Source organism: Anaeromassilibacillus sp. An250 (assembly GCF_002159845.1).
In the GTDB taxonomy this organism is placed as follows: Bacteria; Bacillota; Clostridia; order Oscillospirales; family Acutalibacteraceae; genus Anaeromassilibacillus; species Anaeromassilibacillus stercoravium.
In genome coordinates, this window is sequence record NZ_NFJK01000017.1 from 26,376 (window position 1) to 50,867 (window position 24,492).

Consider the following 24,492-nt stretch of genomic DNA (forward strand, 5'->3'; position numbering starts at 1 on the left):
CCGGCTAGTACCGCGGCCTCTTTGGGCATTTGGGAATTGACATTCTTTCTTGAGGAGCGTATGATTCTTTCCAGAAAGAGGGATTTCACTATGGAACAAACTACCATCAAAATCATCTCGGGCTATTGCCCGTATTTACAAGCAGAGCATTCGATCCGCGCTACATACACGCTGATCCCCCATCGCGGTCGAAAATTTTCCAACAGCAGCTGCAAATATGCGCAGGAATGCGGGCGGTTGGAGCATTGCCCGCTGCGGCGTGAAGCAATGATGGAAGAGGACTGACGCATATTTCCCCCTTCCCGGCAAACGCTATGGGAGGGTGATTGAATTGCTGGAAACACCGCTCGGCTTTGGGATGCCAATGATCCAATGCCCGGAGGCTATGCAGTATTTGGAGGTGGACCGGACGGTCGATACCCTCCTGGAAACACAGCCCAATCCAGAGCTGCGGGAAGTGCGCCGGACGCAGGAGCACCGTTTTGCCGCAAAATTTCAAGAAGCGCTCCGTTGGCGCGTCTAAAAATTCGTCTCATTTTACAAAAAGCCGCCGCCAATGTTAGAAGCATTGGCGGCGGCTTTTTTGTCTCTTGTTTATAATGCGGAACTCTCCGCAGACGATTCCTGCAATTGGATGCGCTTCACCATATCCGCCAGTGTGGTGGCATACAAGGTATTCTCCACTTCGCGGTCGATGACGTCCCACACATGCTGTTTGAGAAAGGCGCGGATGGGCGACCCTATGTCGGCCTCCTCAAAAACGGATAGATCGCCCTCCAAAGCCTCCAAGATGGACTGCAACGAAATCTGATCCGCCGGGCGTGCCAGGGAATATCCCCCTTGCGCACCAGCCGTCCCGATGACAAACCCAGCGCGCTTGAGCGCGGAAAAAATGCTCTCCAAATAATTGAGGGACAGGTCCTGCCTGGCGGCGATCCCCGCAAGCGTCACCCGCCCTTCATCTTCATGGAGGGCAAGATCGATCATTGCGCGCAGGCCGTAACGCCCCCGGGTCGATATTTTCATAGGGCTTGCCCCCCTCTCTGTTCCGCAAGCCATTCGTTCCGCAGCTGTTCCAGTGTCAGGCTGTCTGCTACCCGCGCAATCGCATCAGAGAGATCCACCCATACCTGGCGGCTGATGCAGGTTCCCCGCACCTTGCTGGTACATGCGGAGAGGGACTCCACGCATTTGACCGGCACAAGGCTTCCCTCCACCGCCCGGATAATCTGTCCGACGGTGATTTCCGAAAGCGGCTTCTCAAACAGGAAGCCTCCGCGCGCGCCCCGCACCGTCCGGATAATCCCAAACTGTTTCAGTTTAAAAAAGATCTGTTCCAAATAGGCGGGGGAAATCTGCGTTTCCGCTGCGATCTCTTTGATACTCGCCGCCCGGTCTAAGGTTGCAATTGCCATATAAAAAAGGCCCTCAAGCGCATAACGGCTCTTGGTTGAAAGTTTCATTGCGCTTCCCCTTTTTCTACTGCCATTTTATTGTTTACCATTATACTATGGTTTCGATTTCAATGCAATAAAAACCAGATTTTTCCTATTGACTTTGTCATATATATGGAATATAATAAGGAAAAATTAATCCTGACTATTTTAATAGGAATTTAAATTTCTTTGTCAAATCTGAATGGAATGGAGCGACTGCAAATGAAAATCGCAAAAAAATTAACCGACCTGATCGGCCATACCCCTCTGTTGGAACTCTCCAACTATGAAAAGAAGCATGCTTTGGAGGCCACGCTCATCGCGAAGGTGGAATCCTTCAACCCGCTTTCCTCCGTCAAGGACCGCGTCGGTTTTGCCCTGATCCAAGATGCCGAGGAACGCGGCCTTGTCAATCAGGATACGACGATCATCGAGCCCACCAGCGGAAACACGGGCGTTGGGCTTGCGTTTGTAGCCGCTTCACGGGGTTACCGGCTGATCCTGACCATGCCGGAGACCATGAGCCTGGAACGCCGCCGGCTGGTCTCCGCCCTTGGCGCGGAGCTGGTCCTCACCGAAGGCGCGGCAGGCATGAAGGGGGCCATTGCAAAGGCGGAAGAGCTGGCCAAGGAAATCCCGAATTCCTTTATCCCCGGCCAGTTTACCAACCCGGCAAACCCCGCTGCACATCGGGCGGCCACCGCCCAGGAAATCTGGGAGGATACCGATGGGAAAATCGACCTCTTTGTTGCGGGCATTGGGACCGGCGGAACAATCACCGGCACAGGCGAAGGATTGAAAGCCCACAATCCCGGCATCCGGATCGTCGGGGTGGAACCCGCTTCTTCCCCGGTCATCAGCCAGGGAAAGGCCGGCCCGCATAAAATCCAGGGTATCGGCGCCGGATTTGTGCCGGATATTCTCAACACCGATATTCTGGATGAGGTTCTCACCGTAACAAATGAAGACGCCTACGCGACCGCCAAGGAACTGGCCCGCACGGAAGGGCTCCTGGTTGGGATTTCCGCAGGCGCGGCAGTCTTTGCTGCAACGCAACTGGCAAAGCGCCCGGAAAACAAGGGCAAACAGATCGTTGTCCTTCTGCCGGATACCGGAGAGCGTTACCTCTCCACCGGTGTGTTTGATGCGGATTAACAGGCATTGGAACTAACAAGCGCTCCGGATTGTTCATCCGGGCGTATTTTTTCAGAAAAGATCGTTTGACAAACAAATAGAAGAGCAGTAAAATAAAGAAAATTCACAAAAAAAACAAATTTTTAGCAAATTTTTAAAGGTCTCTGAAATCTGTTTTTGATTAGGAGGGGTCGAGCATATGCGTATTCACACGATTATTACCATTGCACGGCAGTACGGCAGCGGCGGAAGGGAAATCGGAGAAAGGGTTGCAAAGCATTTTGACATTCCTTTTTACAATAAGGACTTGATTACGCTGGCCGCAAAACAGAGCGGGATGAGTCCGGAAATTCTTGAGAAGGCGGATGAGAAGGCCACCAATAGCCTCCTGTATTCCCTGATGATGGGAAACTATACATTCGGTAGCCAGGTATCCCCCATAGACAACCTTCCCATCAATGATAAAGTATTTCTTGCACAGTCCCAAGTCATCCGGGAAGCGGCGGAAAAAGGGCCTTGCGTTATTGTGGGGCGCTGTGCCGATTATGTCTTACGTGAAAATAAGAATTGCCTGCATGTTTATGTCTATGCAAATCATTTTACACGCATGGACCGTATCATTAAACAGTATGGGGTCGATCCGGCCAAAGCCGCTGACACGCTTGTAAAGCAGGATAAACAGCGCGCCAACTACTATAATTTCTACTCCAACCAAAAGTGGGGAAACCCAGAAAACTATGATTTGTTGGTGGACTCCTCTGCCTTTGGCATTGAGAACTCCATTGACTTGATCTGTCAGGCGGTCGAAATGAAGGAAAAACTTTTATAATTTTCTTCTTCAATACTTGCGCTATTCATTTCGAGCCCTTTTGGAGCGCCGTTGACCGGCATCTCCGAAAGGGCTTTTCTATGCCCAACTTATAAAATAAAAGGAAGGATTGTTTGTGAAAAAGCTTCGTTCTAATGCCACGGATATGACAAGCGGCAGCCCCTACCGTCTGTTGTTCCTGTTTACGGCCCCCTTGCTCCTAGGCAATGTCTTTCAACAGCTCTATAACATGGTCGACAGCATCGTTGTGGGCAACTTCATCGGAGAAAAGGCGCTGGCCGCAGTGGGAACCGGTTTTCCCATCACCTTTATGATGAGTTCTTTATTCATGGGATTGAGCACCGGCGCAACCATCATGATCTCGCAATATTACGGGGCAAGGGACATTGAGCAAGTCCGCGCCACTGTGAACACCATCTATACCTCCATGATGATTGGCATTATCCCCCTCACCATTGTGGGCGTCCTATGTAGCAGGCCGCTTCTTCTCCTGATGAATGTGCCGGACGACGGCACGTTGGATATGGCGGATACCTACATGGTCGTCATTTTTGTCGGCATGATCGGCACGCTCGGATTCAATATCAACGCCGGCATCCTACAGGGGCTTGGGGACAGCCGTACCTCCCTATTGTTCCTCTCAATTGCAGCTGGCATCAACATCGTTTTAGATCTGGTCTTTACACTCTGTGGGATGGGGGTCTTTGGCGTCGCGTTCGCAACTATCATCGCCCAGATCGCCTCATGGCTGTTTGGCGTGTATTTTATCAACCGTCACTATACCTTCCTACATATTCAGCTCTTTAAAATCCAGTTTCAGCGCTCCCTATTTAAGAAAGCGATTCAGCTGGGAATTCCCTCCGGCATTCAGCAGGCGCTGTTTGCAGTCGGTATTATGGCGATGCAGGCGCTCGTGAACAGCTATGGCTCTACCTTTACCGCCGGATTCAACGGTGCCAATAAGATCGACACCTTCGTGTTTCTCCCCATCCAGAGCATGTCCAGCGCTGTCACCACCTACGTCGGGCAAAATGTCGGCGCGGCCCGCATGGAGCGTGTTCGCCGCGGTACCCGCGCCGGTCTGATCCTGTGCGTTGTAGCGAGCGTGGCGATCAGTGTGGTCGTCTACCCATTGAGCGATGTGCTGATGCGCATGTTCAGCCAAAGCCCCGGCGTGATTGAAGCAGGCGTCTACTATTTACATGCCCTGTTGCCCTTCTATTTCCTGTGTGCGATCCTGTTCATCTTAAGCGCCGTACTGCGCGGCGCCGGCTCCATGATTGTTCCCATGGCGGCAAGCCTGCTTTCGCTGTGGCTGGCAAGAGTCCCCATCGCCTATTGGATCGCAGGCGCTTGGGGAAAGGAATTCATCTATTACTCCTACCCCATCAGCTGGGCCATCGGGATTCTGATCGTGTTGGTCGCCTATCTTCACGGCGGGTGGAAGAAGAAAGCCATCGTTGCCCCCACCAACCGGGAGGAACAACCGGCGGATCATCTGTCGCCATTTGCCAACTGAGGATAAGGGGGAGTTTTTATGCATGTCCGTGTGGTTCCCTATCGTCCGGAATGGCCGCTCCTGTTTGCTCAGGAGGCAGAAAAAATCGGCAAAGCCTTCGGTGCGGAGCTTCTTGCGGTTCATCACATTGGAAGCACCTCCGTGGAAGGTCTGGCTGCAAAGCCCATCATCGACATCCTGGCTGTGGTGCGGGATGTGAACGCAATCGATACGTTTGCCCCTGCGATGGAAGCACTGGGCTATGAGGCCATGGGGGAATTCGGCATCCCCGGCCGCCGCTATTACCGGAAAGGCGGTGAAAACCGCACCCACCAAATCCACGCCTTTTCGGAAGAGGACCATTGGAACATCGACCGCCACTTGGCGGTCCGGGATTACCTGCGGGTTCATCCAAAGGAGGCACAGCTCTATGGCAATCTAAAGCAGCATCTGGCGCAACAATTTCCGGAGGACATCGAACAGTACTGCGACGGGAAGGACGCCTTCGTAAAAGCGTTGGAAAAGCGCGCTTATGCATGGTACTTTACAAAATAGAGAAAAATCGATCAAAAGGCTTGACTGTTCCCCTGGGGAACGCGGTACACTTAGCGCGTGAGGTGAACCGTTATGCGTATCCACGAAGTTTGTCAGGCAACGGGCCTGACCAAGAAGGCCATCAACTGGTATGAAGAACAGGGGCTCATCGCCATCCCAACGGATGAAAATGGATACCGCGATTTTCAAGACGCGGACATCCAAAAGCTGAAAGAAATCGGCTTGCTGCGCAGTCTGGGTCTCAGTGCCAAGGAAATTGAAACCGTGCTGCGGGCCTCCGACAAGCCTGCTGTTTTAAAAGCCATCCAGGCGCAGAAGCAGAGCGCGTTGGAAGCCCAGCAATTCCAGGTGGAATTGCTGGGAAAATTGTCGCAGAATTATACCTCCGATACCATCGAGCAATTGCGCCAGGAATGGAACAGCGCTCCCATTGGCCAAAAACTGCAAAGCGCTTTTCCGGGGTTCTTTGGACGGGTCTTATTTCAACATTTTCTCCCCTACTTGCAGGAACCCATCCGTACCGAGGAACAGCAAAACGCCTACCAAACAATCCTCACCTTTTTGGATGGGTTGGAACTTCAGATTCCTCTGGCCATTCGTATCGCCGACCGCCTATGGGGAGAAGCTTACGACCGGTTGGCCTTTGATCCAAACGCCGGGATCAACCGGCTTTTGAATGCCAGCGAAGCGGAACTGGAAGCCTTTAAAAAGACCGTTTTACAGGAGGCACGAAAGCGCAGGAAGTGGACCGCCCGGCTCAATCCATTCCTGCACGCCCATCAAACCCTCCGCAGGCGGCTGACCGAAGCGGGATATTATGATGTCTTTTTGCCAAACCTGCGCATCCTCAGCGCCACCTACGCGGAATACATGGACCGTCTCCAGGCGCTCAACTGCACCGTCTGTGAAGAACAGGGAATCCACATGGACGAACGCGGACGCATCACGATCGAAGAATAAAGGATGCATATAGAAACAGAGGACTTCTTTCCCAATCCAGGAAAGAAGTCCTCTGTTTCTAACGGGATCAGCCCCGCTTGTTCTTATTGTAGACGATCAACAAGCCCTTCAACATCAGGTTATCGTCGCAGATGATCTTCCTGCGGCAGTGCGGCACAATCACGCGGGCAAGGCCGCCGGTCGCAACCACAGTGGGCGCTTCACCCAGTTCCTCTGTCACGCGCTCCACGATGCCGTCCAGCATGGCGGCGTTCCCGTAAATTGCGCCGCTCTTCATGCAGTCGATGGTATTGGTCCCCACCAAACGCTTTGGCGCATCCAGGCCGATATGTGGCAACTGGGACGCGCGGTTGGAAATCGCTTCAACGCCCACAACGACGCCGGGCATAATCATACCGCCCAAATAATTGCCTTTTTTATCCACCACCGAAAGGGTCGTTGCGGTCCCTAGGTCAAAGATCACGATCGGCTTGGGATACTCCGCAATGGCCGCCACGGCGTCAACCACCAGGTCGCTGCCGAGCTGCGCCGGATTGTCAATCAGGATATTCAGGCCCGTCTTCAGGCCGCTGCCAACCACCATGCAGGGTTTCCCTGTGATCTTCTCCAAAGCAAGCCGCAGGGTCGTGGCCAGCGCGGGGACCACCGTGGAAATGATGCTCCCCTCCATATCGGCCGGGTCATATCCGTTTAGTTCAATCAAGTTCTTGATTAAAACCGCATATTCATCGTTCGACTTAAAGCGGTCGGTGGAAAGCCGCACGGTGAAATAGATTTTTTCATTGTCAATGCCACCCAAAACAATGTTGCTGTTTCCCACATCAATGGCAAGAATCATCGGTCGATCATCCTTTCTACCTTGCGTTTATACGCGCCCTTTTCTCTGCAACCCCAACAGGGCTTTGCCAATCGCCACTGTCAACACAATGGCAGCCACTGCCTCCGGCACGCCATTCGCGCCAACAACGGCAAGGATGGCCCCCATAACGGCATCTGCGGGGATGCCCTTGATTGCCGCATACGCATCTTTAAAAATGACAAAGATGCTCCCCATAACCAAAATGGTGTTTGTAAAAGACCCCACCAGTGCACCAAGCGCAAGGGACAAAAACTCGCCCTTTGTGCTTTTTTTCATCAGCTTTTGGCACAGCGCAAAGACATAGTACGCGAATACCCCCACCAAAATGCGCGGCACAAAGCAGATGAACAGGCTCCAAATGCTGCCGTTCGGCGTCCCTGGGAGTGGGATCGCCGGCGAAAATGCAAAGGAGAGCGCCGTGGGCATAAAGGTGTTGCTGATAAAGCTGGTCAGCCCGAACAGAACGCCTAAAATAGCGCCCTTTTTGGGGCCGAGTATAATCGCGCCGAGGATCACCGGCACATGGACGATGGTGGCCTTGATGATTGGAAGCTGGATATATCCAATCGGCGTAAAGGCCAACAACAGGATGATGGCCGCAAACAGGGCCAACAGCACAAAATCACGGTACTTTGCGGTTTGACGATTCACTTTTATTACCTCCTGCTGCTGCTCTTTTCCAAAAGATGCAGCGCAAATTTTCGCCTTTATTATACGCTAAGATCGTTAAAAAATCAACAATATATTTCCAACGTTGCGCGCGGGCAGAACACCTCCCGCTGTACGCTGGTGTAAAATCATGGTATACTATAAAAAAGCAAGATTTCAAATACAAAGGAGGGAGTATCGTGCTGTATAATGTCTGCGGCTTATCCTGCGGAGGCTGCCCGCATCTTGGGAAGGAATGCGCCGGATGCCATTCCTTGAAAGGAAAGGTCTATTGGGCGCCCTACACAGGCGGGGACATCTGCCCTATCTACCATTGTTGTACGGTTCAAAACGGCTGGAAGCATTGCGGGGAATGCCCCCAGGTCCCATGTGAACGCTGGAAGACGCTGAAAGATCCCGATGAATCGGATGAACAGTTCCAGCAGTCCGTAAACGCGCGTTTTCGTGCGCTGCGTTTTGCCGGGGCCGAAAGCGACCTGCAAACGATCCCGGGCGTTGGAAAGAATATTGCGCAGGATCTCATCGATTTGGGATATCCAACTGTGGAGTCGTTAAGAGGGCAGGACCCCGAAGAGCTCTATCGGAAGGACTGCTTGCGCAAGGGACGCATCGAAGACCGCTGCCAGCTCTATGTGTTCCGGGAAGCGGTATATTTCGCCGGGCAGGAAGAGCACGATCCCGAAAAATTAAAATGGTGGAACTGGAAAGATTGAATTGCAAGAAATGGGGGAACAAAAATGTTACAGGGAAAGACCATTCTGTTGGGCGTCACTGGAGGAATCGCCGCCTATAAAGCCGCCTATTTGGCCAGCGCGCTTCATAAGCAGGGCTGTATCGTCCATGTCTTGATGACACAGAACGCCACAAACTTTATCAATCCCATCACTTTTGAAAGCTTGACCGGAAATAAATGCCTGGTGGATACCTTTGACCGCAATTTTGAGTTTCAGGTGGAGCACGTCTCTCTCGCGAAGGCCGCAGATCTCTGCCTGATCGCACCGGCAACCGCCAACGTGATTGCGAAAATGGCGCATGGCCTGGCGGACGATATGCTCACCACAACCGTGTTGGCATGCCAGTGCAAAAAGCTGGTTTCCCCTGCCATGAACACCAGGATGTACGAAAACCCCATCACGCAGGACAACTTGGACATCCTGCGCAAATATGGGTTTACGATCATCGAGCCGAGCACCGGCTATCTCGCCTGTGGGGACACGGGCGCAGGGAAATTCCCGGACCCGGAAATCATTCTGGAATACGTCTACCAGGAACTGGCCTGCGAAAAGGATATGGCCGGCCTTCATGTGCTGGTCACGGCAGGCCCCACGCAGGAATCCATCGACCCCGTGCGCTATATTACCAATCATTCCACCGGGAAAATGGGATATGCGCTCGCGCAGAACGCCGCCCGGCGCGGTGCAGCCGTTACATTGGTCACAGGCCCGACCCCGCTCAAGCCGCCTGCCTTTGTAGACGTAGTCCCTGTGACCACGGCGCAGGAAATGTTTGAGGCGGTCACCTCCCGCAGCGATGCACAGGACATCATCGTAAAGGCGGCAGCGGTGGCCGATTACCGTCCCTCGTACGTATACGAGGATAAAATGAAAAAGCAGGATAGCGATAGCAGCCTGCCCCTCGAACGGACTGCGGACATTCTTCAATATCTGGGAGAACACCGCCATCCGGGACAGTTCCTCTGCGGTTTTTCCATGGAGACGCAAAACATGCTGGAAAATTCGCGCAAAAAGCTTGCCAAAAAGCATGTGGACATGATGGTCGCCAACAATTTGAAGGTGGCGGGCGCAGGCTTTGGAACCGATACCAATATTGTAACGCTCATCACCGCAAACTCCGAAACGGAATTACCCCAGCTCTCGAAGGAAGAGACGGCTGCCCGCATTTTTGATCAAATTTTGGAAATAAAATCGCAAGCGCATGCATAATTTCTTAGATTCGGCGAACAATAGATTTGCATCCTCTTCTGCCGGGCCGATTGGACAATCGCCCCGGCAGAATTCGGGTGTGATTCTATTGTACTGGAAGTGTGGATATGACGAATTTAAGATGTACCGTCACAAGCTGCGCGAACAATAGCCAGGATTGCTGCTGCCGCCCGGATATCAAGGTTGCAGGCGCCTGCGCTTGCGGATGCGAGCAGACCTGCTGTTCTGATTTTACAGGAAAGAGCGGTTCTGCAAGCAACGTCTCGTCTTGTGGCTGTTCCAACCCCAATCCGTCCCTGCATGTCCGCTGTGAAGCGCGCAATTGCATCTATAATGAAAATAACGAATGCATTGCAGAAAACATCCATGTGGCGGACGGCTCCTGCGGAAAAGCCGATTGCAAGAGCCAGACCGAATGCGCTACCTTTAAAATGAGATAAGCAAAAAATTGGCTGCGTAAAAGCGGAAATGCCGTTTTTACGCAGCTCTTTTCTTGTTTTGCCCTGCTATTATCGAACTTGAATCGCTCCAAGGACTTCCCCGATGCTGCCTTGAATCGCCAAATTCGCATTCTGATCCATCGGGGTTGTGGACTTATTGATGAGGACCAACCGGTCGCCGCGATAATAGTTGACCAGGCTAGCGGCCGGATATACGGCCAGCGACGTCCCGCCGATGATCAACATATCCGCATGTTCAATTGCGTCCAATGCCTTTGTCAGCGTGTGCTGATCCAGGCTTTCTTCATAGAGCACTACGTCCGGCTTCACCTTCCCGCCGCATGTACAGGTGGGAATCCCTGTGCTGTGCAGCATGAATTCGGCGTCGTACATCTTGTGGCAGCGCTGGCAGAAATTGCGGTGGACCGACCCGTGCAGTTCCAACACGTTTTTACTCCCGGCTTTTTGATGCAGGCCGTCGATATTTTGCGTGACCACCGCAGTAAGTTTTCCCGCTGTCTCCAATTCCGCCAGCTTTTTATGGGCCGCATTGGGCTGCGCATCCAGGTAAAGCATCTTTGTCCGGTAGAAATCGAAAAACTCCTCCGTGTGCGCTACATAAAAGCTGTGACTGAGCATGACCTCCGGCGGATATTTATAGCGCTGGTTGTAAAGGCCGTCCACACTGCGGAAGTCCGGAATCCCGCTCTCCGTCGAAACCCCTGCGCCGCCGAAAAAGACAATCCGCCTGCTCCGGTCCACCATTTCCTGCAATTGCTGCAATTGTTTGGGTTCCTGCATATTAACGCCTCCCTCTATTGTTAACCTTATTGTACGCCTCTGCAAGTCATGGAGCAAGCAATTTTGAATGTTTTTTGAACTCTTCTCTCCTTCCATTGCAAAGAGCCACTGGATTTTCTATAATAGACACAGTTAATTTTTATAAAAATTTCTGTAATATCTTTCAATTTGAAAATAGGAGAATGAGGAATGCAAAAAGCTTTAGAGATCATTGAGGAAGTGAAAAAAGCGGTCGTTGGAAAAAACGCTGTCGTTGGCAAGATGCTCATGGTCATTCTTGCCCAAGGGCATATCCTGTTGGAGGACATCCCCGGCGTTGGAAAAACCACCCTGGCCCTGGCCTTTTCCAAGGCGATGGCGTTGGACTATCGCCGGATGCAGTTCACCCCGGACGTCATGCCCACCGATGTGACCGGTTTTTCCGTATACAATAAGGCGACTGGACAGTTGGAATACAAACCCGGCGCAGCGCTGTGCAACCTCTTTTTGGCGGACGAAATCAACCGCACGTCCAGCAAAACGCAGGCCGCTCTGCTGGAAGTGATGGAAGAGGGCCGCATCACCGTGGACGGTGTGACGCGCGAAACGCCCAAACCGTACACTGTCATCGCCACACAGAATCCGGTCGGCTCTGCAGGGACCCAGCTGTTGCCGGAGTCCCAGATGGACCGCTTCATGGTCTGCCTGCGCATGGGATACCCCAAGCTGGAGGATGAGGTGGAGATTTTGCGCCGCAAGCAGGGTGGAGACCCATTGGAGCAGGTACAGAAGGTTGTGGACGCCCAGGGGATTCTTGCCATGCAGCATGAAGTGGAAAATGTCTATTTGGCTGACAGCCTTTATGATTACATTGCGCGCCTGACCTCTGCCACCCGGAAGGACCCGATGATCCGCCTGGGAGCAAGCCCCCGCGGTTCCATCGCCTTGACCCGCATGGCGCAGGCAGCCGCTTACCTGAGCGGGCGCGATTACGTAATCCCGCGCGACGTCCAGATCGTTTTCCACGACGTGATCGGCCACCGGATTGTCCTGAGCCCCCAGGCAAAAATGGGGGATGTCACGGCTGCCGCGCTTCTGGAAAAAATCCTCAACCGCGTCGATGCGCCCTCGGTTAAATGAGGTGGGCCTATGTTGCGATGCCGTATCGTTTACCTGATCGCCCTTGTGGGCGCTGTATTGTTTTTCATTTTTTTTAATGGATATTTATCCTTTTTTGTGCTGGTCTTTGCCCTGCTGCTGCCGCTCCTTTCCCTGCTGTTGAGCCTGCCGGGGATGTGCGGGGTCCGTGCGCATGTGGAGCTTCCCCTGGCCGCTGTCCCGCGGAACAACCCGTTCCCCATCCAGCTGGTCGTGGAGAACCGGACCTTCTTTCCCATGGCGCGCACCCGGCTGCGGCTGCGGTATTCCAATCCGTTCAGCGGGGACGAAACCACGGAAACCGCGTTTCTTCCAGCTCTCCATGGGAAACAGCGGGTAGACCGGGAAGGGATCTCCCAGCATTGCGGCAAACTGATCATTGTTTTAGAGGAAATCCGTTGTTATGATTTCCTCGGGCTGTTTACCTGCCGGCATAAGACGTCCAGCCCAAACGAGCTGTTTATCCTTCCCGATCTCGAACCCCTGGAGCTTCCATTGGAACCGTCCGCAGCGCCAGACCCGGAGAGCGACACCTTTTCTAAGGTGAAACCCGGGGACGATCCATCGGAAATCTTCGATGTCCGGCCCTATCGGGAGGGGGACCGCCTGCGCAGCATCCACTGGAAGCTTTCTTCCCGCACCGGCGAACTCATGGTAAAGGAATTTAGCCTGCCGGTGTGCAGTTCTGCGTTGGTCACAATGGACCTATTCGGGGATATTTATGCGTTGGATCTCGTTTTGGACAAGTTGGTTGCCCTCTGCCAGTTTCTTCTGGAAAACGGTTTAGAACATGATGTAGAGTGGTACGACCCGGACGCCGTCCAGCTCCGCCAGATACATCTGTCCGGTATGGATGATTTGTATGTAGTTTTAAATCAATTGTTGGCGCACCCAGCCCCAAAGGAGGGCTTACCAATACCGGAATGCCGGGCCCGCCTGGGGGATACAAAGGAATATCCCTATCTCTTTTATATCACGCCGCAGCGCATTGAAGAGCTTGTCAGCGGCACGGTCTGGGAGGAAACGCTATGAAAGATGGAAATCAAGCAGGAATCCTCTTGAGCCAGCCAGCTTGGAAAGAGCCCATGCATGGGAATCTCTCTGCCCTACTTGCGGATACGCTCCTGGTGTTGCTTGGCCTGTTTGGAGTGGCGCAATGTACGGTGTCCGCTTTTTCCATACCGGTGAAACCGATCTTTTTGTCCATCTGTATCGCCCTGTTTGCCTTCCTGTTTCTCGCAATCTTTTCTTTAAAACGGTGGCGGATGCCCATCCTATTGATCTTATCTGCCGCCTACTGCGTAACCGCCTACCTGCTGCGCACATACTTTTTGCAGGGGTTTGTGATCTCCACCAATCAAGTTCTCTCTACAATCAGCGACAACTCCCGCTTTGATCTGCCGCAGTTCCGTGTAAACCTGCCCGTAGGAGAGTATACAAATGCCTGCTCGGTATTCCTGGCATTTGTGCTATTTTTCTTAGCGTGTTACGTATGCTGGGCGGTCCGGCGGCACAGTTTTTGGCTTGCCCTGCTGGGGACAGCGCCTTTTTTACTTGTTCCCCTCGGCTTTACCATTACACCCGCTTGGCCCTCCGTATTGATGCTGCTTGGCTTCTGGGCCACCCTTTTGCTCAGCCGCCTTTGCGCAAACAGCTCATTTGGGCGAACGGCCGCCGCGGGCCGCGTTGCTTTGCTCGTGTTGCCCGCCGTCGCCCTTTGCCTGATTGCTATGAGCATCCTGATGCCACAGGATACCTATACGCGCCCAGCTTCCATCGAGTCGCTCCGTCAAGAACTGGAAGGCGGCATTTACCGCTCTTCCTTGTTTTCCCAACAAAATGGAGCGCTGGGGCGCGTCAGTTTAGATTCTGCGGGCAACCGTCAATATACAGGGCAGACGGTACTGCGCGTACACAACCCAAGCAAAACGCCGCTGTATCTGCACGCTTTTTCCGGAAGCGTTTATACCGGTGTTAGCTGGGAATCCCTTCCCGACTCCACCTACGCCGAGTTGGAGAATTCGCTGTATTTTAATCCACAAAACATGGCGGGACAGCTGCTTTCGTTTTATTCGCTTCCAGAAGAACAGTCGCTGCTGATGGAGATCCAAGTTGAAAATGTCGCTGCTAACCGGAATTGCATCTATGCTCCCTATGGGTTGGCCTCCCGCCCGGAGGAGCTTTCTGGCACAGCCTTTGTACACGACGCCTACATCCGTGTCACCTCACCCTTTGGCATCTCGGACTACACCCTACAGGCATGGGACATTCCCCATTTTCCCCGGGCTGTAAATCTCAATTTGATCTCCGAGCCGTTCTATTCGGCGGAAGCGGCATACCGTTCCTTTGCCAATACCTACTACACGCAGCTTCCACAGAACCTGCGTGAAAAATTGCAATGGTACTGTACACAAGTGGGGATTCCCGATGCAGAAACCGCAGGACAGGAAGCTGTGATCTATGCGATCGCCAACCTGGTGCGCACCAGCGGGGAATATACCCTTTCCCCCGGCACAACGCCGGAGGGCCGCGACTTTGTAGACTATTTTCTTTTTGAAAACCAGAAGGGCTATTGCGTCCACTTCGCAAGCGCCGCCGTTGCGCTCCTGCGGTCGCAGGGGATTCCCGCCCGCTATGCAGAGGGATATGCGGTAACGGCAATGGATTACGACGAGGAGGGATGGGCCGACATCCCGGACCAGCATGCACATGCCTGGGCAGAGGTCTATACCCCTGGCCTAGGCTGGCAACCGCTAGAGGTTACGCCCGGCGTACGCCTCTCGACCGGAGAGTTGAATCAGCAAGCACAGGACGCCCTCTCGGAGGACTCCAGCACTCCAGAAAGCGAGGCGGAATCCAGCAGCGAACCGGAATCCAGTTCGCCCGAATCTTCCAGCGCGCTTGAGGATTCCTCTGCCCTTGGAAGCGATGAAACCACCGGTGCAATCCCGTTCGATTTCCGCACCTTGCAGCACGTGTTGGCTGGGATTGGGGTGGCAGGCGGTGCTGTTCTGCTGGTTGTCCTGCGGCGTATTTTCCTGATCAAACGCCGCAAAAAGCGGTTCCATTCAGCAAATGTCAACCAATCCGCAATCGCTATTTACAAGTATTTGACCGACTTAACGTCATTTGGGGCGTCGATCGATCCCTATTCAGAGGAGCTGGCCCTCAAGGCCAAATTCAGCCAGCATACACTCACAGAGGAGGAAATGAATGCGCTGCTCTCCGATGCAGACCGGGCGGCGCATGAAACATACCGGACTTTACCTGCGGTTCGCAAGCTGTTCTTTAAATATGGGAAATGCTTGCTGTAAACCAATCCCTTTGAAAAAGTGTTCCCCTGAAACTTCCCTTGATAGGGGGATGGATATAGGGACCCCTAGAGAAAAAAGAATCCTATACAAAAGAGGCTATGTCGCTTTGGCTGGAAGGCCAAAGCGACATAGCCTCTTTTTTTGAATGAAAGGAACCGGTTTTATACCATCAGGTTGCAGATCCGGTTTGAGAAGGCTACCGGGTCGTCGATGGAAACGCCTTCGATCAGCAACGCTTGATCGTACAAGAGCTGTGTATACTCTTTGAGCTTGTCTTTGTCCTCTGCATACAGGCTGCACAACTTTTCGAAAATCGGATGGTTGGAATTGATCTCAAGCACACGCTGCGCCTGTACTTTTTGATCGTTCGGCATCGAATTGAGCACCTTCTCCATTTCAATGGAGATCGCGCCTTCCGAAGACAAGCACACCGGATGCGTCTTCAGCTTTTGCGAAAGGATGACCTCTTTGACCTTGCCGTCCAAGGACTCCTTCATAAAGGCTAGCATATCCTTGTTCTCTTCCACCTTTTTCGCGGCTGCCTGCTTCTCTTCTTCGGTCTCCAAATCCAAGTCGTCTGCCGAAATGGAGCGGAATTCCTTATCGTCGTACTTCATCATCATGCGCAGGGCAAACTCATCCACGTTGTCCGTCAAATAGAGGATCTCATAGCCTTTGTCCTTGAGCGCCTCGGTCTGCGGCAGCATGTCAATCTTATCCGTTGTTTCGCCACAGGCGTAATAGATATATTTCTGTCCTTCTTTCATGCGGCCCACATATTCTTTGAGCGTGACTAGTTTCTTTTCGCTCGAAGAGTAGAACAGCAGGAGATCCTGCAAGACATCCTTGTGCATTCCATAGTCTTCGTACACGCCGTATTTAAGTTGCAAACCGAAGTTCTTATAGAAGGATTCGTATTTGTCGCGGTCATTGAGGAGCATGCTCTCCAACTCGGACTTGATCTTTTTCTCCAACCTGGAAGCAATCACCTTCAGCTGGCGGTCATGCTGCAACATTTCTCTGGAAATATTCAGCGATAAATCCTGCGAATCGACAAGGCCCTTCACAAAGCTGAAGTAATCGGGCAGCAAATCCGGGCATTTCTCCATGATCAACACGCCGTTGGAATAGAGCTGAAGCCCCTTTTCATAATCACGGGTGTAAAAATCGAACGGGGCGCGCGCCGGGATGAACAGCAGGGCGTTATAGGTGGCCACACCCTCCGTGCTGCTGTGGATCACCTTGAGCGGCTTCTCATAATCGTTGAATTTCTCCTGATAGAAACGGTTGTATTCGTCCTCGGTGATTTCATTCTTATTTTTGCGCCAGAGTGGTACCATGCTATTCAGGGTTTCATTCTCTGTATAGGTCTCAAATTCGGGGTTCTTTTCGTCGCACCCCTCCTTCATGCGGCTCTTCTCCACATCCATGCGGATGGGATAGCGGATATAATCAGAGTATTTCTTGACAAGGTTCTTGATGGTATAGGTATCCAGGAACTCGTCGTAATTGTTCTCTTCCGTATTTGGCTTGATGTTCAGAACGATTTCTGTGCCATGGCCCTCTTTTTCGCACAGTTCCATGGTGTAACCCTCAGCGCCCCGGCTGGTCCATTTCCAAGCCTCATCGCTGCCATAAGCGCGGCTGACCACGGTGACGCAGTCGCTCACCATAAAGGCCGAATAGAAGCCCACGCCAAATTGGCCGATGATCTCAATATCCTCTTTGGGCTCGTTGTCCTTCTTAAAGTTCAGCGAACCGCTTTTCGCAATCGTACCCAAGTTGTTTTCCAACTCGTCCTTCGTCATGCCGCAGCCATTGTCCGTGATGGTCAACGTCCGCGCTTCCTTATTCGGCTGGATGGAGATGCTGAAATCCTCCCTGGAAAGGCCGGTATCCCCGTCGGATAACGTTTTATAATAGAGCTTATCAATAGCGTCGCTTGCGTTGGAAATCAACTCGCGTAGGAAAATTTCACGATGTGTATAGATGGAATTAATCATCAAATCCAAAAGGCGCTTCGACTCCGCCTGAAACTGCTTCATTTCCATGATCAATCAACCTCTTGTATCTCTTTAAATTTAGCACTCTTTACACCTAAGTGCTAATTGTATTGTAGTACAACTTTTCCCAAAATGCAATGAATAAATTATGAACAAACAAACCCGTTCTGAAACAAAAAATTGGACAACATGGATTCCTCCATATTGCCCAATACAATGGATGCCGAATGTTTATCTGTGATCTTACTCTTTCGTTTTTTCTGCGATGCGAGGTACGTAATCGTGATCTACGGTCAGCACTGCGAAGTAAGTAGCGTTCAAGTTTGCAATCTGTTCCGAAATGCGCTGGATCAGCTCCGTATCCGACCATTGGAATCCAAACGGCACACAAACGTCAAAAATCACATTGGTGTGGGTCGTCCCCCAAACCACACGGAAATCGTGCATACTGATCTGATCCGAGAGTCCGTTTAAAATCTGTTCCACCTGTTGTTTCAGCTTTGTCGTGCGTTCATCGTCCGTCACCACGGGATCCAGATGGATCACCAGGTGGATGTTCATATCCCGAAGGAAATCGCGCTCGATGTTATCAATGATATCATGGCTGACCAAGATATCCTGCTCCGCAGGGACCTCGCAGTGTACCGAAGCAAAGCAGCGGCCCGGCCCATAGTTGTGTACATTCAGGTCGTGCAGGCCCAGAACACCGTCGTAGCTCAAGATCTTTTGGTAAATACCCTGCACCAATTCTTCGGTCGGCGCGACCCCCAACAGCGGATTGCTGGTTTCCATAATCAACTGCACGCCGCCGACCACAATCAGAAGCGCCACAATCAAGCCCATCCAGCCATCCAAATTATAGCTGGTCAACCAGGTGATCCCCATGCCAATCAAAATGGCAACCGTGCTGAATACGTCGTTGCGGCTGTCCGCCGCCGTCGCCTCCAGTGTGGTTGAGGAAATACGCCGGCCAACCGTCCGATAAAACAGGAATTGCCACAACTTGATCAGCACCGAAACGACCAAGATTCCCACCGCCACCAGGCTGGTTTCGCTCTCTTCCGGATGGAGGATCTTTCCCAGAGAGGACTGCGCCAATTGGAATCCCAGCAGAAGGATCACCAGCGATACGATCAGCCCGCTGATGTATTCAATCCGCGCATGGCCATAGGGATGCTCTTTATCCGCCGGTTTCGCCGAAAGCTTGAATCCTACCAAAGTCACCACGGAGGATGCGGAATCCGACAGGTTGTTGACCGCATCCGCCACAATCGCGACGCTGTGAAAGACAATCCCTGCAAAAATCTTGATACAAAACAACAGGATATTGGTGGCAATGCCAACAATCCCGGCGAATTTCCCATAGCGTTCGCGCACGGTGTGATTTTCCACGTCCTGATAATCCTTGACAAAAAGGCGTATCAATAAATTGGTCATAAAATCCCCCTCGCTTCTAATGGGATCAATCTGCGAAGAGACTGCCCCCCGCGCAATCAATGGTCACAAAGAGTGGAAAATCTTCAATTTGAAGTTCCTTGACCGACTCACAACCGAGATCCTCATAAGCGATCACCTTTAAACTGCGCACACATTTGGCCGCCAATGCGCCGGCACCGCCGATGGCGCAGAGGTATACAGCCCCATTACGGCGGATGGCATCCACCACGGCTGGGGCGCGGTTCCCCTTCCCAATCATGCACACCATGCCCAGATCCAGCAAGCGCGGGGCAAAGACGTCCATCCTTGAAGAAGTGGTCGGGCCACAGGCACCGATGGGCAACCCCTCCGGGGCGGGCGTCGGCCCGGCATAATAAACGGTGGACCCCTGTATCGGGAAGGGCGGCTCCTCTCCGCGGTCTAACTGTGCGCAGATGCGCTTGTGCGCTGCGTCGCGGGCGGTGTAAATGGTGCCGCTCAACAGGAGCTGGTCGCCCGCGCGGAGCGTCTTCGCGCGCTCCATCAATTCACTGGTATGAACCCGAATCCGTTCCATGATTTTATCCCTCCACAAAAGAAGGGAGCTGCCTTTGCAGTTCCCTCGTTTGGTTCGTCCCTTTAGAACATATCCTTCTTCCGAAGGATCAAATATGCAATCCCCATGCTTACAATGGCCAAAAGCAACGGGAACCAGAAAAACGGCAGCGGAAGCCCCTCGACATTCATCCCATAGAAACTGGAGATAACCGTCGGAATGGAGATGATCAGGGTGATGGAGGCCAAGACCTTCATCACGATGTTCAAGTTGTTGCTGATGACCGAGGCAAAGGCATCCATCGTGCCGGAAAGGATGTTCAAATAAATGCTGGACATCTCAATCGCCTGCCGGACCTCGATCAGCACATCTTCCAGCAGGTCCTGGTCTTCCTCATAAAGCTTCACAACGCGTCCGCGTGAAATTTTCTCAATGGTAATTTCACTGCCTTTTAGCGAAGAGGAGAAGTAGACCAAGGACTTCTCAATATCCAAAAGCTGAATCAGCTCAGAATTCTTCATGGATTTGCGCAGCTCACGCTCCACATGGCTGCTGAGTTTATCAATCTGCTTCAAATACTGCAAATATTTTGTTGCAATCCGGAGCATCAGATGAAGGATAAAGCGCGTTTTCAGATTGGTCTGTACCCCTTTGACCGCCCCATCTGTAAACTCATCCAGGACGGGGTTCCCCCTTGTACAGACGGTAATCACATTTTTTTCTGTGATAATGATGCCGAGCGGCGTGGTGGAATAGGTCACATTGTCGCCGGACGTTTCCGCCACCGGCATATCGATGATGACCAACGTGCTGTAATCTTCGGTATCAATATGCGAAGATTCCTCTTCGTCCATTGCGGCACGGAAGAAGTCCGGTTCAATCTGGAAATCTTCAATCAGGCCGCTAATCTCCGCATCGGTCGGGGCAATGCAGTTGATCCAGCAACCCGGTTCGCATGCCTCCAACTGAGTAATATGTCCGTCAATCGTCTTGTAGTAGGACAGCATTGCGTTCATCTCCTTTATTCTCTTTTTCTATGTGACTACATAAAGGGTCCGGTTTCACAATGCCACCTCCCAACGGGCGCAGGAATGCGCAAAAAAATGCGCGCGGATGTACGCGCGAACACTTTTTCTCTCGATAACAAATTCATTATAGCACAAAAAGTGGAGATTTCAAGGGTGCGCAGCACATTTTGCGCATTATTTTCAGAAATTTATCCTGTAATGCCACACAGGGCCCAATTTGGCCTCAAATCATCTTTTTTCTATTCCAGTTTTGAATGGGCACGAAAAAAGCCCGGAATGTTCCGGGCTTTAAGCGTCCTTATGTACGATTACTTGCGATTAAAAATCGACATGATATCTATGAAAGTATCATCGTCGTCGATGGGGGCTGGAGCTGACCGGCGGGACTGGCTATCACGGCTATCGCGTGTATTATTGGAATACGTCCCCGTAGGCGCGCTGCTCTTACGGTCATCCTGGGCGGCTTCGTTGCTGCCGTCGTGCGTTGCAAATCCAGTAGCAATAACCGTAACACTCATTTCGTCTTCCATGCTCTCATCAAAGGCAGCGCCCCAAATGATATTTGCATCTTCGTGTGCCTGGGAAGCAATCATAGAAGAGGCTGTTTCGATTTCGTCCAAACCGATATCCGGGGAAGAAGTAATATTCACAATCACACCCTTTGCGCCATTGATCGCCGTCTCCAACAGCGGGCTGGAAATCGCCATATTTGCCGCTGCCTCCGCCTTATCCTTGCCGGATGCGCGGCCAACGCCCATGTGCGCATAGCCAGCGTCTTTCATGATCGCCGTAACGTCCGCAAAGTCCAAGTTGACCAATCCGGGGAGCTTAATCAGGTCCGAGATGCTCTGCACGCCCTGGCGGAGCACATCGTCCGCGATGGAAAACGCATTCACCAGCGTAATCCGCTGCTCGCTCACCAACTTCAGGCGTTCATTCGGAATGACTACAAGGGAATCCACATGTTCACGCAAGGCGGCGATTCCGCTCTCCGCCTGTTCCATGCGGCGTCTGCCTTCAAATGCAAAGGGTTTTGTGACAATGCCAACGGTCAAAACACCCATATCGCGCGCCACTTCCGCAACGATCGGCGCCGCACCCGTGCCCGTACCGCCGCCCATACCGGCGGTAATGAATACCATGTCGCTCCCACGGATCGCCGCCGCAATTGCCTCACGGCTTTCCTCACCGGCCTTTTGGCCCATCTCCGGCTTCGAGCCGGCGCCCTTTCCGTGGGTCACCTTCTCGCCAATCTGAATCTTTTGGGTTGCTTTTGAACGGTAAAGTGCCTGCTTATCTGTATTGATGGAGATAAACTCCACCCCTTGGACCCCCATGGACACCATGCGGTCGATAGCGTTCCCGCCGCCGCCGCCGACGCCAATCACTTTTATCTGTACAATATTGTCAAAATCATTATCAATCTCAAAAGGCATTGCTGCGTCCCCCTTAAACATCCTTTTATTCCATAGCGCCAGACTTTGCCTAGGATATTACTAATTTATCACTTTTACAAAACAATTTCAATAACTATTTGCGTAAGCTTAAAAGTTTCCAAACTTTCCCAAGCTATCCAGGCGCCGCTGCACTCGAATTTGAATAATCCGGTTCGAATGGTACTCTATTGTCCATGGCATCCGAAAGCTTCAAAGTTCCTTTTTCGGTATCTTTGATCCCTCCGGCATCTAATATTCCTTTTGCGTAATGGAGTTTATACTCCAAATCGGTGGGCAACCCCAGCTCCATCGTAATGCGGTTATCGTAAAGGATCACGAGGTTATACCGGTCGCTAAGATCGATCTCCGTAATCTTGTCCAATCCGCTTTCCTCAATGGCCGTCCAAAGCTCCTGAAAGATCTCTTTTGACTTGTGGCTGGAATCTTCCCCCCCAGCAAGTGTGGACTCGCTCGGACTGCTCCCCGATGCTTCGGCAGACGACCCATCCGCTTCCGAAGCATCGTCCGCAGGCGAGGAACTCAACTCCACATCATCCGTGTATACAATCGGTTGCCCTACTTCGGCCTTTGCAAGATCCAGCCCTTTCACCAAAGTAACCCCCTGGGGGAGAGTATCCACAAATTCCAATACCTTGTCGCCGCTTCCAATCAGCGCATACTGCCCTTCATAGGCGATCGCACCCTTTGCGGTATCGTCCTCGACATGGATCACAATGGTGGCAGGTAACTGCCGGGAAACGGTTGCTGCTTTGATATAAGGCAACTGGCTTTCAATGGCCGTACGCGCCTCTTTTGTCTTGGCTAAGAACAGGTTTTCCCCCTGCACGATTCCACTAATCGAAACAATCTGCTGCGCTGGATAACGAGAACTACCCGTCACTTGGATGGTATCGATTTTGAACAACACCGTTAAAGAAAGCGTCACCGCTGCAACGACGACAAACAAAAACATCGCTATGTAAAATAGGATTGCCCGCCGGCGCTTCCGGCGGCGGCGTAGAGCCGCCCGCTGCTCAATTCCGTGTGGGACCTGCCGCCCACTGGAATAGTGCGGCGGTTCTCTCGGAGGGTTCTGTGGAGTCCTCCGGCTTTGCGGGCCGTCTCTCGTGCCGTTGGGTGTCCTTGCCATGCTGGTTTCACTTCCTTCCATTTGGACTTGCCGCTTGGCTCCCTATCAATCCGGAAGCCGCTTTACCTGCGCGCCGAGAAGGCACAAATTTTCTTCTAAGCATTCATACCCGCGGTCAATGTGCCGCACACCGCTGACGAGGGTTTCCCCCTGGGCCGCCAACCCGGCTACGACCAACGCTGCGCCTCCACGCAGGTCTGCCGCTTCCACAGGCGCGCCGGAAAGGCGTCCAACACCTTCCACCACAGCTACGCGCCCCTCCACCTTGATATTGGCCCCCAGGCGGAGCAACTCCCCCACATGCTTATAACGGCTTTCAAAAATATTTTCAACAAAGATGCTTGTGCCATTCGCTACGGCGGCCATTGCCATCATAGGCGCTTGTGCGTCTGTCGGGAAACCCGGATAAGGCATGGTCCGCACATTCTTTATCCGGCCCAACCGGCTTGGCGCAGACATATAAATCTCCTTTTCATGAATAGCAAAACGGCATCCACTTTCTTCAAACAATGGAAGGACTGGCGCCAGATGTTCCGGGACGACGTGGTTCAATATAATGCTGCCCCCCGTCGCCGCCGTTGCCGCCAGATAAGTTGCAGCGGCAATCCGGTCTGGGATCACCTCATGCTCACAGCCGTGCAGGCTTTTTACACCCTCAATAACAATGGTGCTATCCCCTGCACCGCTGATCTTCGCACCGCAACAGTTTAAGAAATCCGCCAAATCGCAGATTTCCGGTTCACGGGCCGCATTGGTAATCGTGGTCGTCCCACCTGCACAGCAGGCGGCAAGCAGGACATTTTCCGTCGCCCCAACGCTCGGGAAAGAAAAGGCAATCTGGACGCCTTTGAGTCCTTCCGGCGCACTGCACTTCAAACAACCGTGATCCTCTTGAATGGTGACCCCCATCTTCCGCAGAGCGGAGAGGTGCAGATCGATCGGACGCGGACCCAACTCGCAACCTCCTGGAAACGAAAGCTCTGCACGGCCCATCCTGGAAAGGATCGCACCCAAAAAGACAATGGAAGAGCGCATTTCTCGCATCAGGTGCTCTGGAATATCGCTCTGTTCCACGCCGCGCGGGTCAATCAAAACATCCGAGCCGGAGCGCCCCGTGCGGCACCCCAGATGCTGTAAAATCTTTTCCGAAGTCTTTACATCGGAAAGGACCGGACAGTTATGTAGCACACATGTGCTGTCACAGAGCAGCGAAGCCGCCATCAAAGGTAGTGTACTGTTTTTCGCGCCATGTACGCGAATTTCCCCCTTTAACCGGCTGGGCCCTTGAATCAAAAGTTTTGACATAGCCGCACCCCTTTTCCCCTGGG

25 protein-coding genes are annotated in these 24,492 nt (G+C 52.5%); 13 read left to right on the forward strand and 12 right to left on the reverse strand.

What is annotated here, in order from left to right; translation table 11 throughout:
• Positions 1-90 precede the first annotated feature (90 nt).
• Together B5F54_RS13525 and B5F54_RS13530 are read left to right on the forward strand one after the other, a co-directional pair.
• Positions 91-285: a hypothetical protein gene (locus B5F54_RS13525; protein ID WP_087234786.1), complete on the forward strand. Its 195-nt coding sequence runs from the start codon at positions 91-93 to the stop codon at positions 283-285.
• 46 nt (positions 286-331) lie between these two features.
• On the forward strand, positions 332-523 hold the full coding sequence (locus tag B5F54_RS13530; RefSeq protein WP_087234787.1) for a hypothetical protein: 192 nt from the start codon (positions 332-334) through the stop codon (positions 521-523).
• 71 nt (positions 524-594) lie between these two features.
• Here B5F54_RS13530 and B5F54_RS13535 read toward each other — a convergent pair whose 3' ends face one another.
• Complete coding sequence (locus tag B5F54_RS13535) at positions 595-1,026, reverse strand: RrF2 family transcriptional regulator (protein ID WP_087234788.1); 432 nt, start codon at positions 1,024-1,026, stop codon at positions 595-597.
• The gene (locus B5F54_RS13540) at positions 1,023-1,463 is read right to left on the reverse strand and encodes an RrF2 family transcriptional regulator (protein ID WP_087234789.1); all 441 of its coding nucleotides are present in this window, start codon (positions 1,461-1,463) and stop codon (positions 1,023-1,025) included. Before B5F54_RS13540 ends, B5F54_RS13535 begins: the two co-directional genes overlap by 4 nt.
• Positions 1,464-1,658: 195 nt before the next feature.
• On the opposite strand from B5F54_RS13540, the gene cysK reads away from it, so the two are divergent.
• From cysK to B5F54_RS13565, 5 genes are all read left to right on the forward strand, one after another.
• Entirely contained in the window at positions 1,659-2,591 is a 933-nt protein-coding gene (cysK, locus tag B5F54_RS13545; RefSeq protein ID WP_087234790.1) for a cysteine synthase A, read from the forward strand.
• A gap of 178 nt (positions 2,592-2,769) precedes the next feature.
• Positions 2,770-3,399, forward strand: coding sequence for a cytidylate kinase-like family protein (locus tag B5F54_RS13550; RefSeq protein WP_087234791.1), 630 nt, complete (start codon positions 2,770-2,772; stop codon positions 3,397-3,399).
• Positions 3,400-3,514: 115 nt separating this feature from the next.
• The gene (locus tag B5F54_RS13555; protein ID WP_087234792.1) at positions 3,515-4,918 is read left to right on the forward strand and encodes an MATE family efflux transporter; all 1,404 of its coding nucleotides are present in this window, start codon (positions 3,515-3,517) and stop codon (positions 4,916-4,918) included.
• Between the two features lie 18 nt (positions 4,919-4,936).
• The gene (locus tag B5F54_RS13560; protein ID WP_087234793.1) at positions 4,937-5,452 is read left to right on the forward strand and encodes a GrpB family protein; all 516 of its coding nucleotides are present in this window, start codon (positions 4,937-4,939) and stop codon (positions 5,450-5,452) included.
• Between the two features lie 72 nt (positions 5,453-5,524).
• On the forward strand, positions 5,525-6,412 hold the full coding sequence (locus tag B5F54_RS13565) for a MerR family transcriptional regulator (RefSeq protein WP_087234794.1): 888 nt from the start codon (positions 5,525-5,527) through the stop codon (positions 6,410-6,412).
• 67 nt (positions 6,413-6,479) lie between these two features.
• Here the strand turns inward: B5F54_RS13565 and B5F54_RS13570 are convergent, their stop codons facing one another.
• A complete protein-coding gene (locus B5F54_RS13570) occupies positions 6,480-7,250 on the reverse strand; it encodes a type III pantothenate kinase (RefSeq protein ID WP_087234795.1) in 771 nt (256 codons plus the stop codon).
• 27 nt (positions 7,251-7,277) lie between these two features.
• The gene (locus tag B5F54_RS13575; protein ID WP_087234796.1) at positions 7,278-7,922 is read right to left on the reverse strand and encodes an ECF transporter S component; all 645 of its coding nucleotides are present in this window, start codon (positions 7,920-7,922) and stop codon (positions 7,278-7,280) included.
• 197 nt (positions 7,923-8,119) lie between these two features.
• Between B5F54_RS13575 and B5F54_RS18310 the strand changes: the two genes are divergently transcribed.
• The 3 genes from B5F54_RS18310 (at position 8,120) to B5F54_RS13590 (ending at position 10,323) form a co-directional block, all read left to right on the forward strand.
• On the forward strand, positions 8,120-8,653 hold the full coding sequence (locus tag B5F54_RS18310; protein WP_330396785.1) for a helix-hairpin-helix domain-containing protein: 534 nt from the start codon (positions 8,120-8,122) through the stop codon (positions 8,651-8,653).
• A gap of 24 nt (positions 8,654-8,677) precedes the next feature.
• The gene (gene coaBC / locus B5F54_RS13585; protein WP_087234798.1) at positions 8,678-9,883 is read left to right on the forward strand and encodes a bifunctional phosphopantothenoylcysteine decarboxylase/phosphopantothenate--cysteine ligase CoaBC; all 1,206 of its coding nucleotides are present in this window, start codon (positions 8,678-8,680) and stop codon (positions 9,881-9,883) included.
• A 107-nt stretch (positions 9,884-9,990) separates the two neighbouring features.
• Positions 9,991-10,323, forward strand: coding sequence for a DUF1540 domain-containing protein (locus B5F54_RS13590; protein WP_087234799.1), 333 nt, complete (start codon positions 9,991-9,993; stop codon positions 10,321-10,323).
• Between the two features lie 69 nt (positions 10,324-10,392).
• Here the strand turns inward: B5F54_RS13590 and B5F54_RS13595 are convergent, their stop codons facing one another.
• Complete coding sequence (locus tag B5F54_RS13595; RefSeq protein ID WP_087234800.1) at positions 10,393-11,124, reverse strand: NAD-dependent protein deacylase; 732 nt, start codon at positions 11,122-11,124, stop codon at positions 10,393-10,395.
• 189 nt (positions 11,125-11,313) lie between these two features.
• Between B5F54_RS13595 and B5F54_RS13600 the strand changes: the two genes are divergently transcribed.
• From B5F54_RS13600 to B5F54_RS13610, 3 genes are read left to right on the forward strand one after another with little or no spacing between them, the layout of a single operon-like run.
• The gene (locus B5F54_RS13600; RefSeq protein ID WP_087234801.1) at positions 11,314-12,243 is read left to right on the forward strand and encodes an AAA family ATPase; all 930 of its coding nucleotides are present in this window, start codon (positions 11,314-11,316) and stop codon (positions 12,241-12,243) included.
• 9 nt (positions 12,244-12,252) lie between these two features.
• Positions 12,253-13,293, forward strand: coding sequence for a DUF58 domain-containing protein (locus B5F54_RS13605; protein ID WP_087234802.1), 1,041 nt, complete (start codon positions 12,253-12,255; stop codon positions 13,291-13,293).
• Positions 13,290-15,575, forward strand: coding sequence for a transglutaminase family protein (locus B5F54_RS13610; RefSeq protein ID WP_087234803.1), 2,286 nt, complete (start codon positions 13,290-13,292; stop codon positions 15,573-15,575). The genes B5F54_RS13605 and B5F54_RS13610 overlap by 4 nt, the downstream gene beginning before the upstream one ends.
• A 161-nt stretch (positions 15,576-15,736) precedes the next feature.
• On the opposite strand, the gene htpG is transcribed toward B5F54_RS13610, so the two are convergent.
• The 7 genes from htpG to murA all read right to left on the reverse strand — a co-directional run bounded on the left by htpG (position 15,737) and on the right by murA (position 24,469).
• A complete protein-coding gene (htpG, locus tag B5F54_RS13615) occupies positions 15,737-17,626 on the reverse strand; it encodes a molecular chaperone HtpG (RefSeq protein ID WP_087234804.1) in 1,890 nt (629 codons plus the stop codon).
• Positions 17,627-17,821: 195 nt separating this feature from the next.
• A complete protein-coding gene (locus B5F54_RS13620; RefSeq protein ID WP_087234805.1) occupies positions 17,822-19,015 on the reverse strand; it encodes a cation diffusion facilitator family transporter in 1,194 nt (397 codons plus the stop codon).
• 25 nt (positions 19,016-19,040) lie between these two features.
• Entirely contained in the window at positions 19,041-19,571 is a 531-nt protein-coding gene (locus B5F54_RS13625) for a FumA C-terminus/TtdB family hydratase beta subunit (protein ID WP_087234806.1), read from the reverse strand.
• Between the two features lie 62 nt (positions 19,572-19,633).
• Positions 19,634-20,557: a magnesium transporter CorA family protein gene (locus B5F54_RS13630; protein WP_087234807.1), complete on the reverse strand. Its 924-nt coding sequence runs from the start codon at positions 20,555-20,557 to the stop codon at positions 19,634-19,636.
• A 329-nt stretch (positions 20,558-20,886) separates the two neighbouring features.
• Positions 20,887-22,014 (reverse strand): cell division protein FtsZ, encoded by a 1,128-nt coding sequence (gene ftsZ, locus B5F54_RS13635; protein WP_087234808.1) that lies wholly within the window; start codon positions 22,012-22,014, stop codon positions 20,887-20,889.
• Positions 22,015-22,147: 133 nt separating this feature from the next.
• Positions 22,148-23,164 carry a cell division protein FtsQ/DivIB gene (locus B5F54_RS13640; RefSeq protein WP_172749747.1) on the reverse strand — a complete coding sequence of 339 codons (1,017 nt, stop codon included), beginning with the start codon at positions 23,162-23,164 and terminating at the stop codon, positions 22,148-22,150.
• A 45-nt stretch (positions 23,165-23,209) separates the two neighbouring features.
• Positions 23,210-24,469, reverse strand: coding sequence for a UDP-N-acetylglucosamine 1-carboxyvinyltransferase (murA, locus tag B5F54_RS13645; protein WP_087234810.1), 1,260 nt, complete (start codon positions 24,467-24,469; stop codon positions 23,210-23,212).
• Between the last annotated feature and the right edge of the window lie 23 nt (positions 24,470-24,492).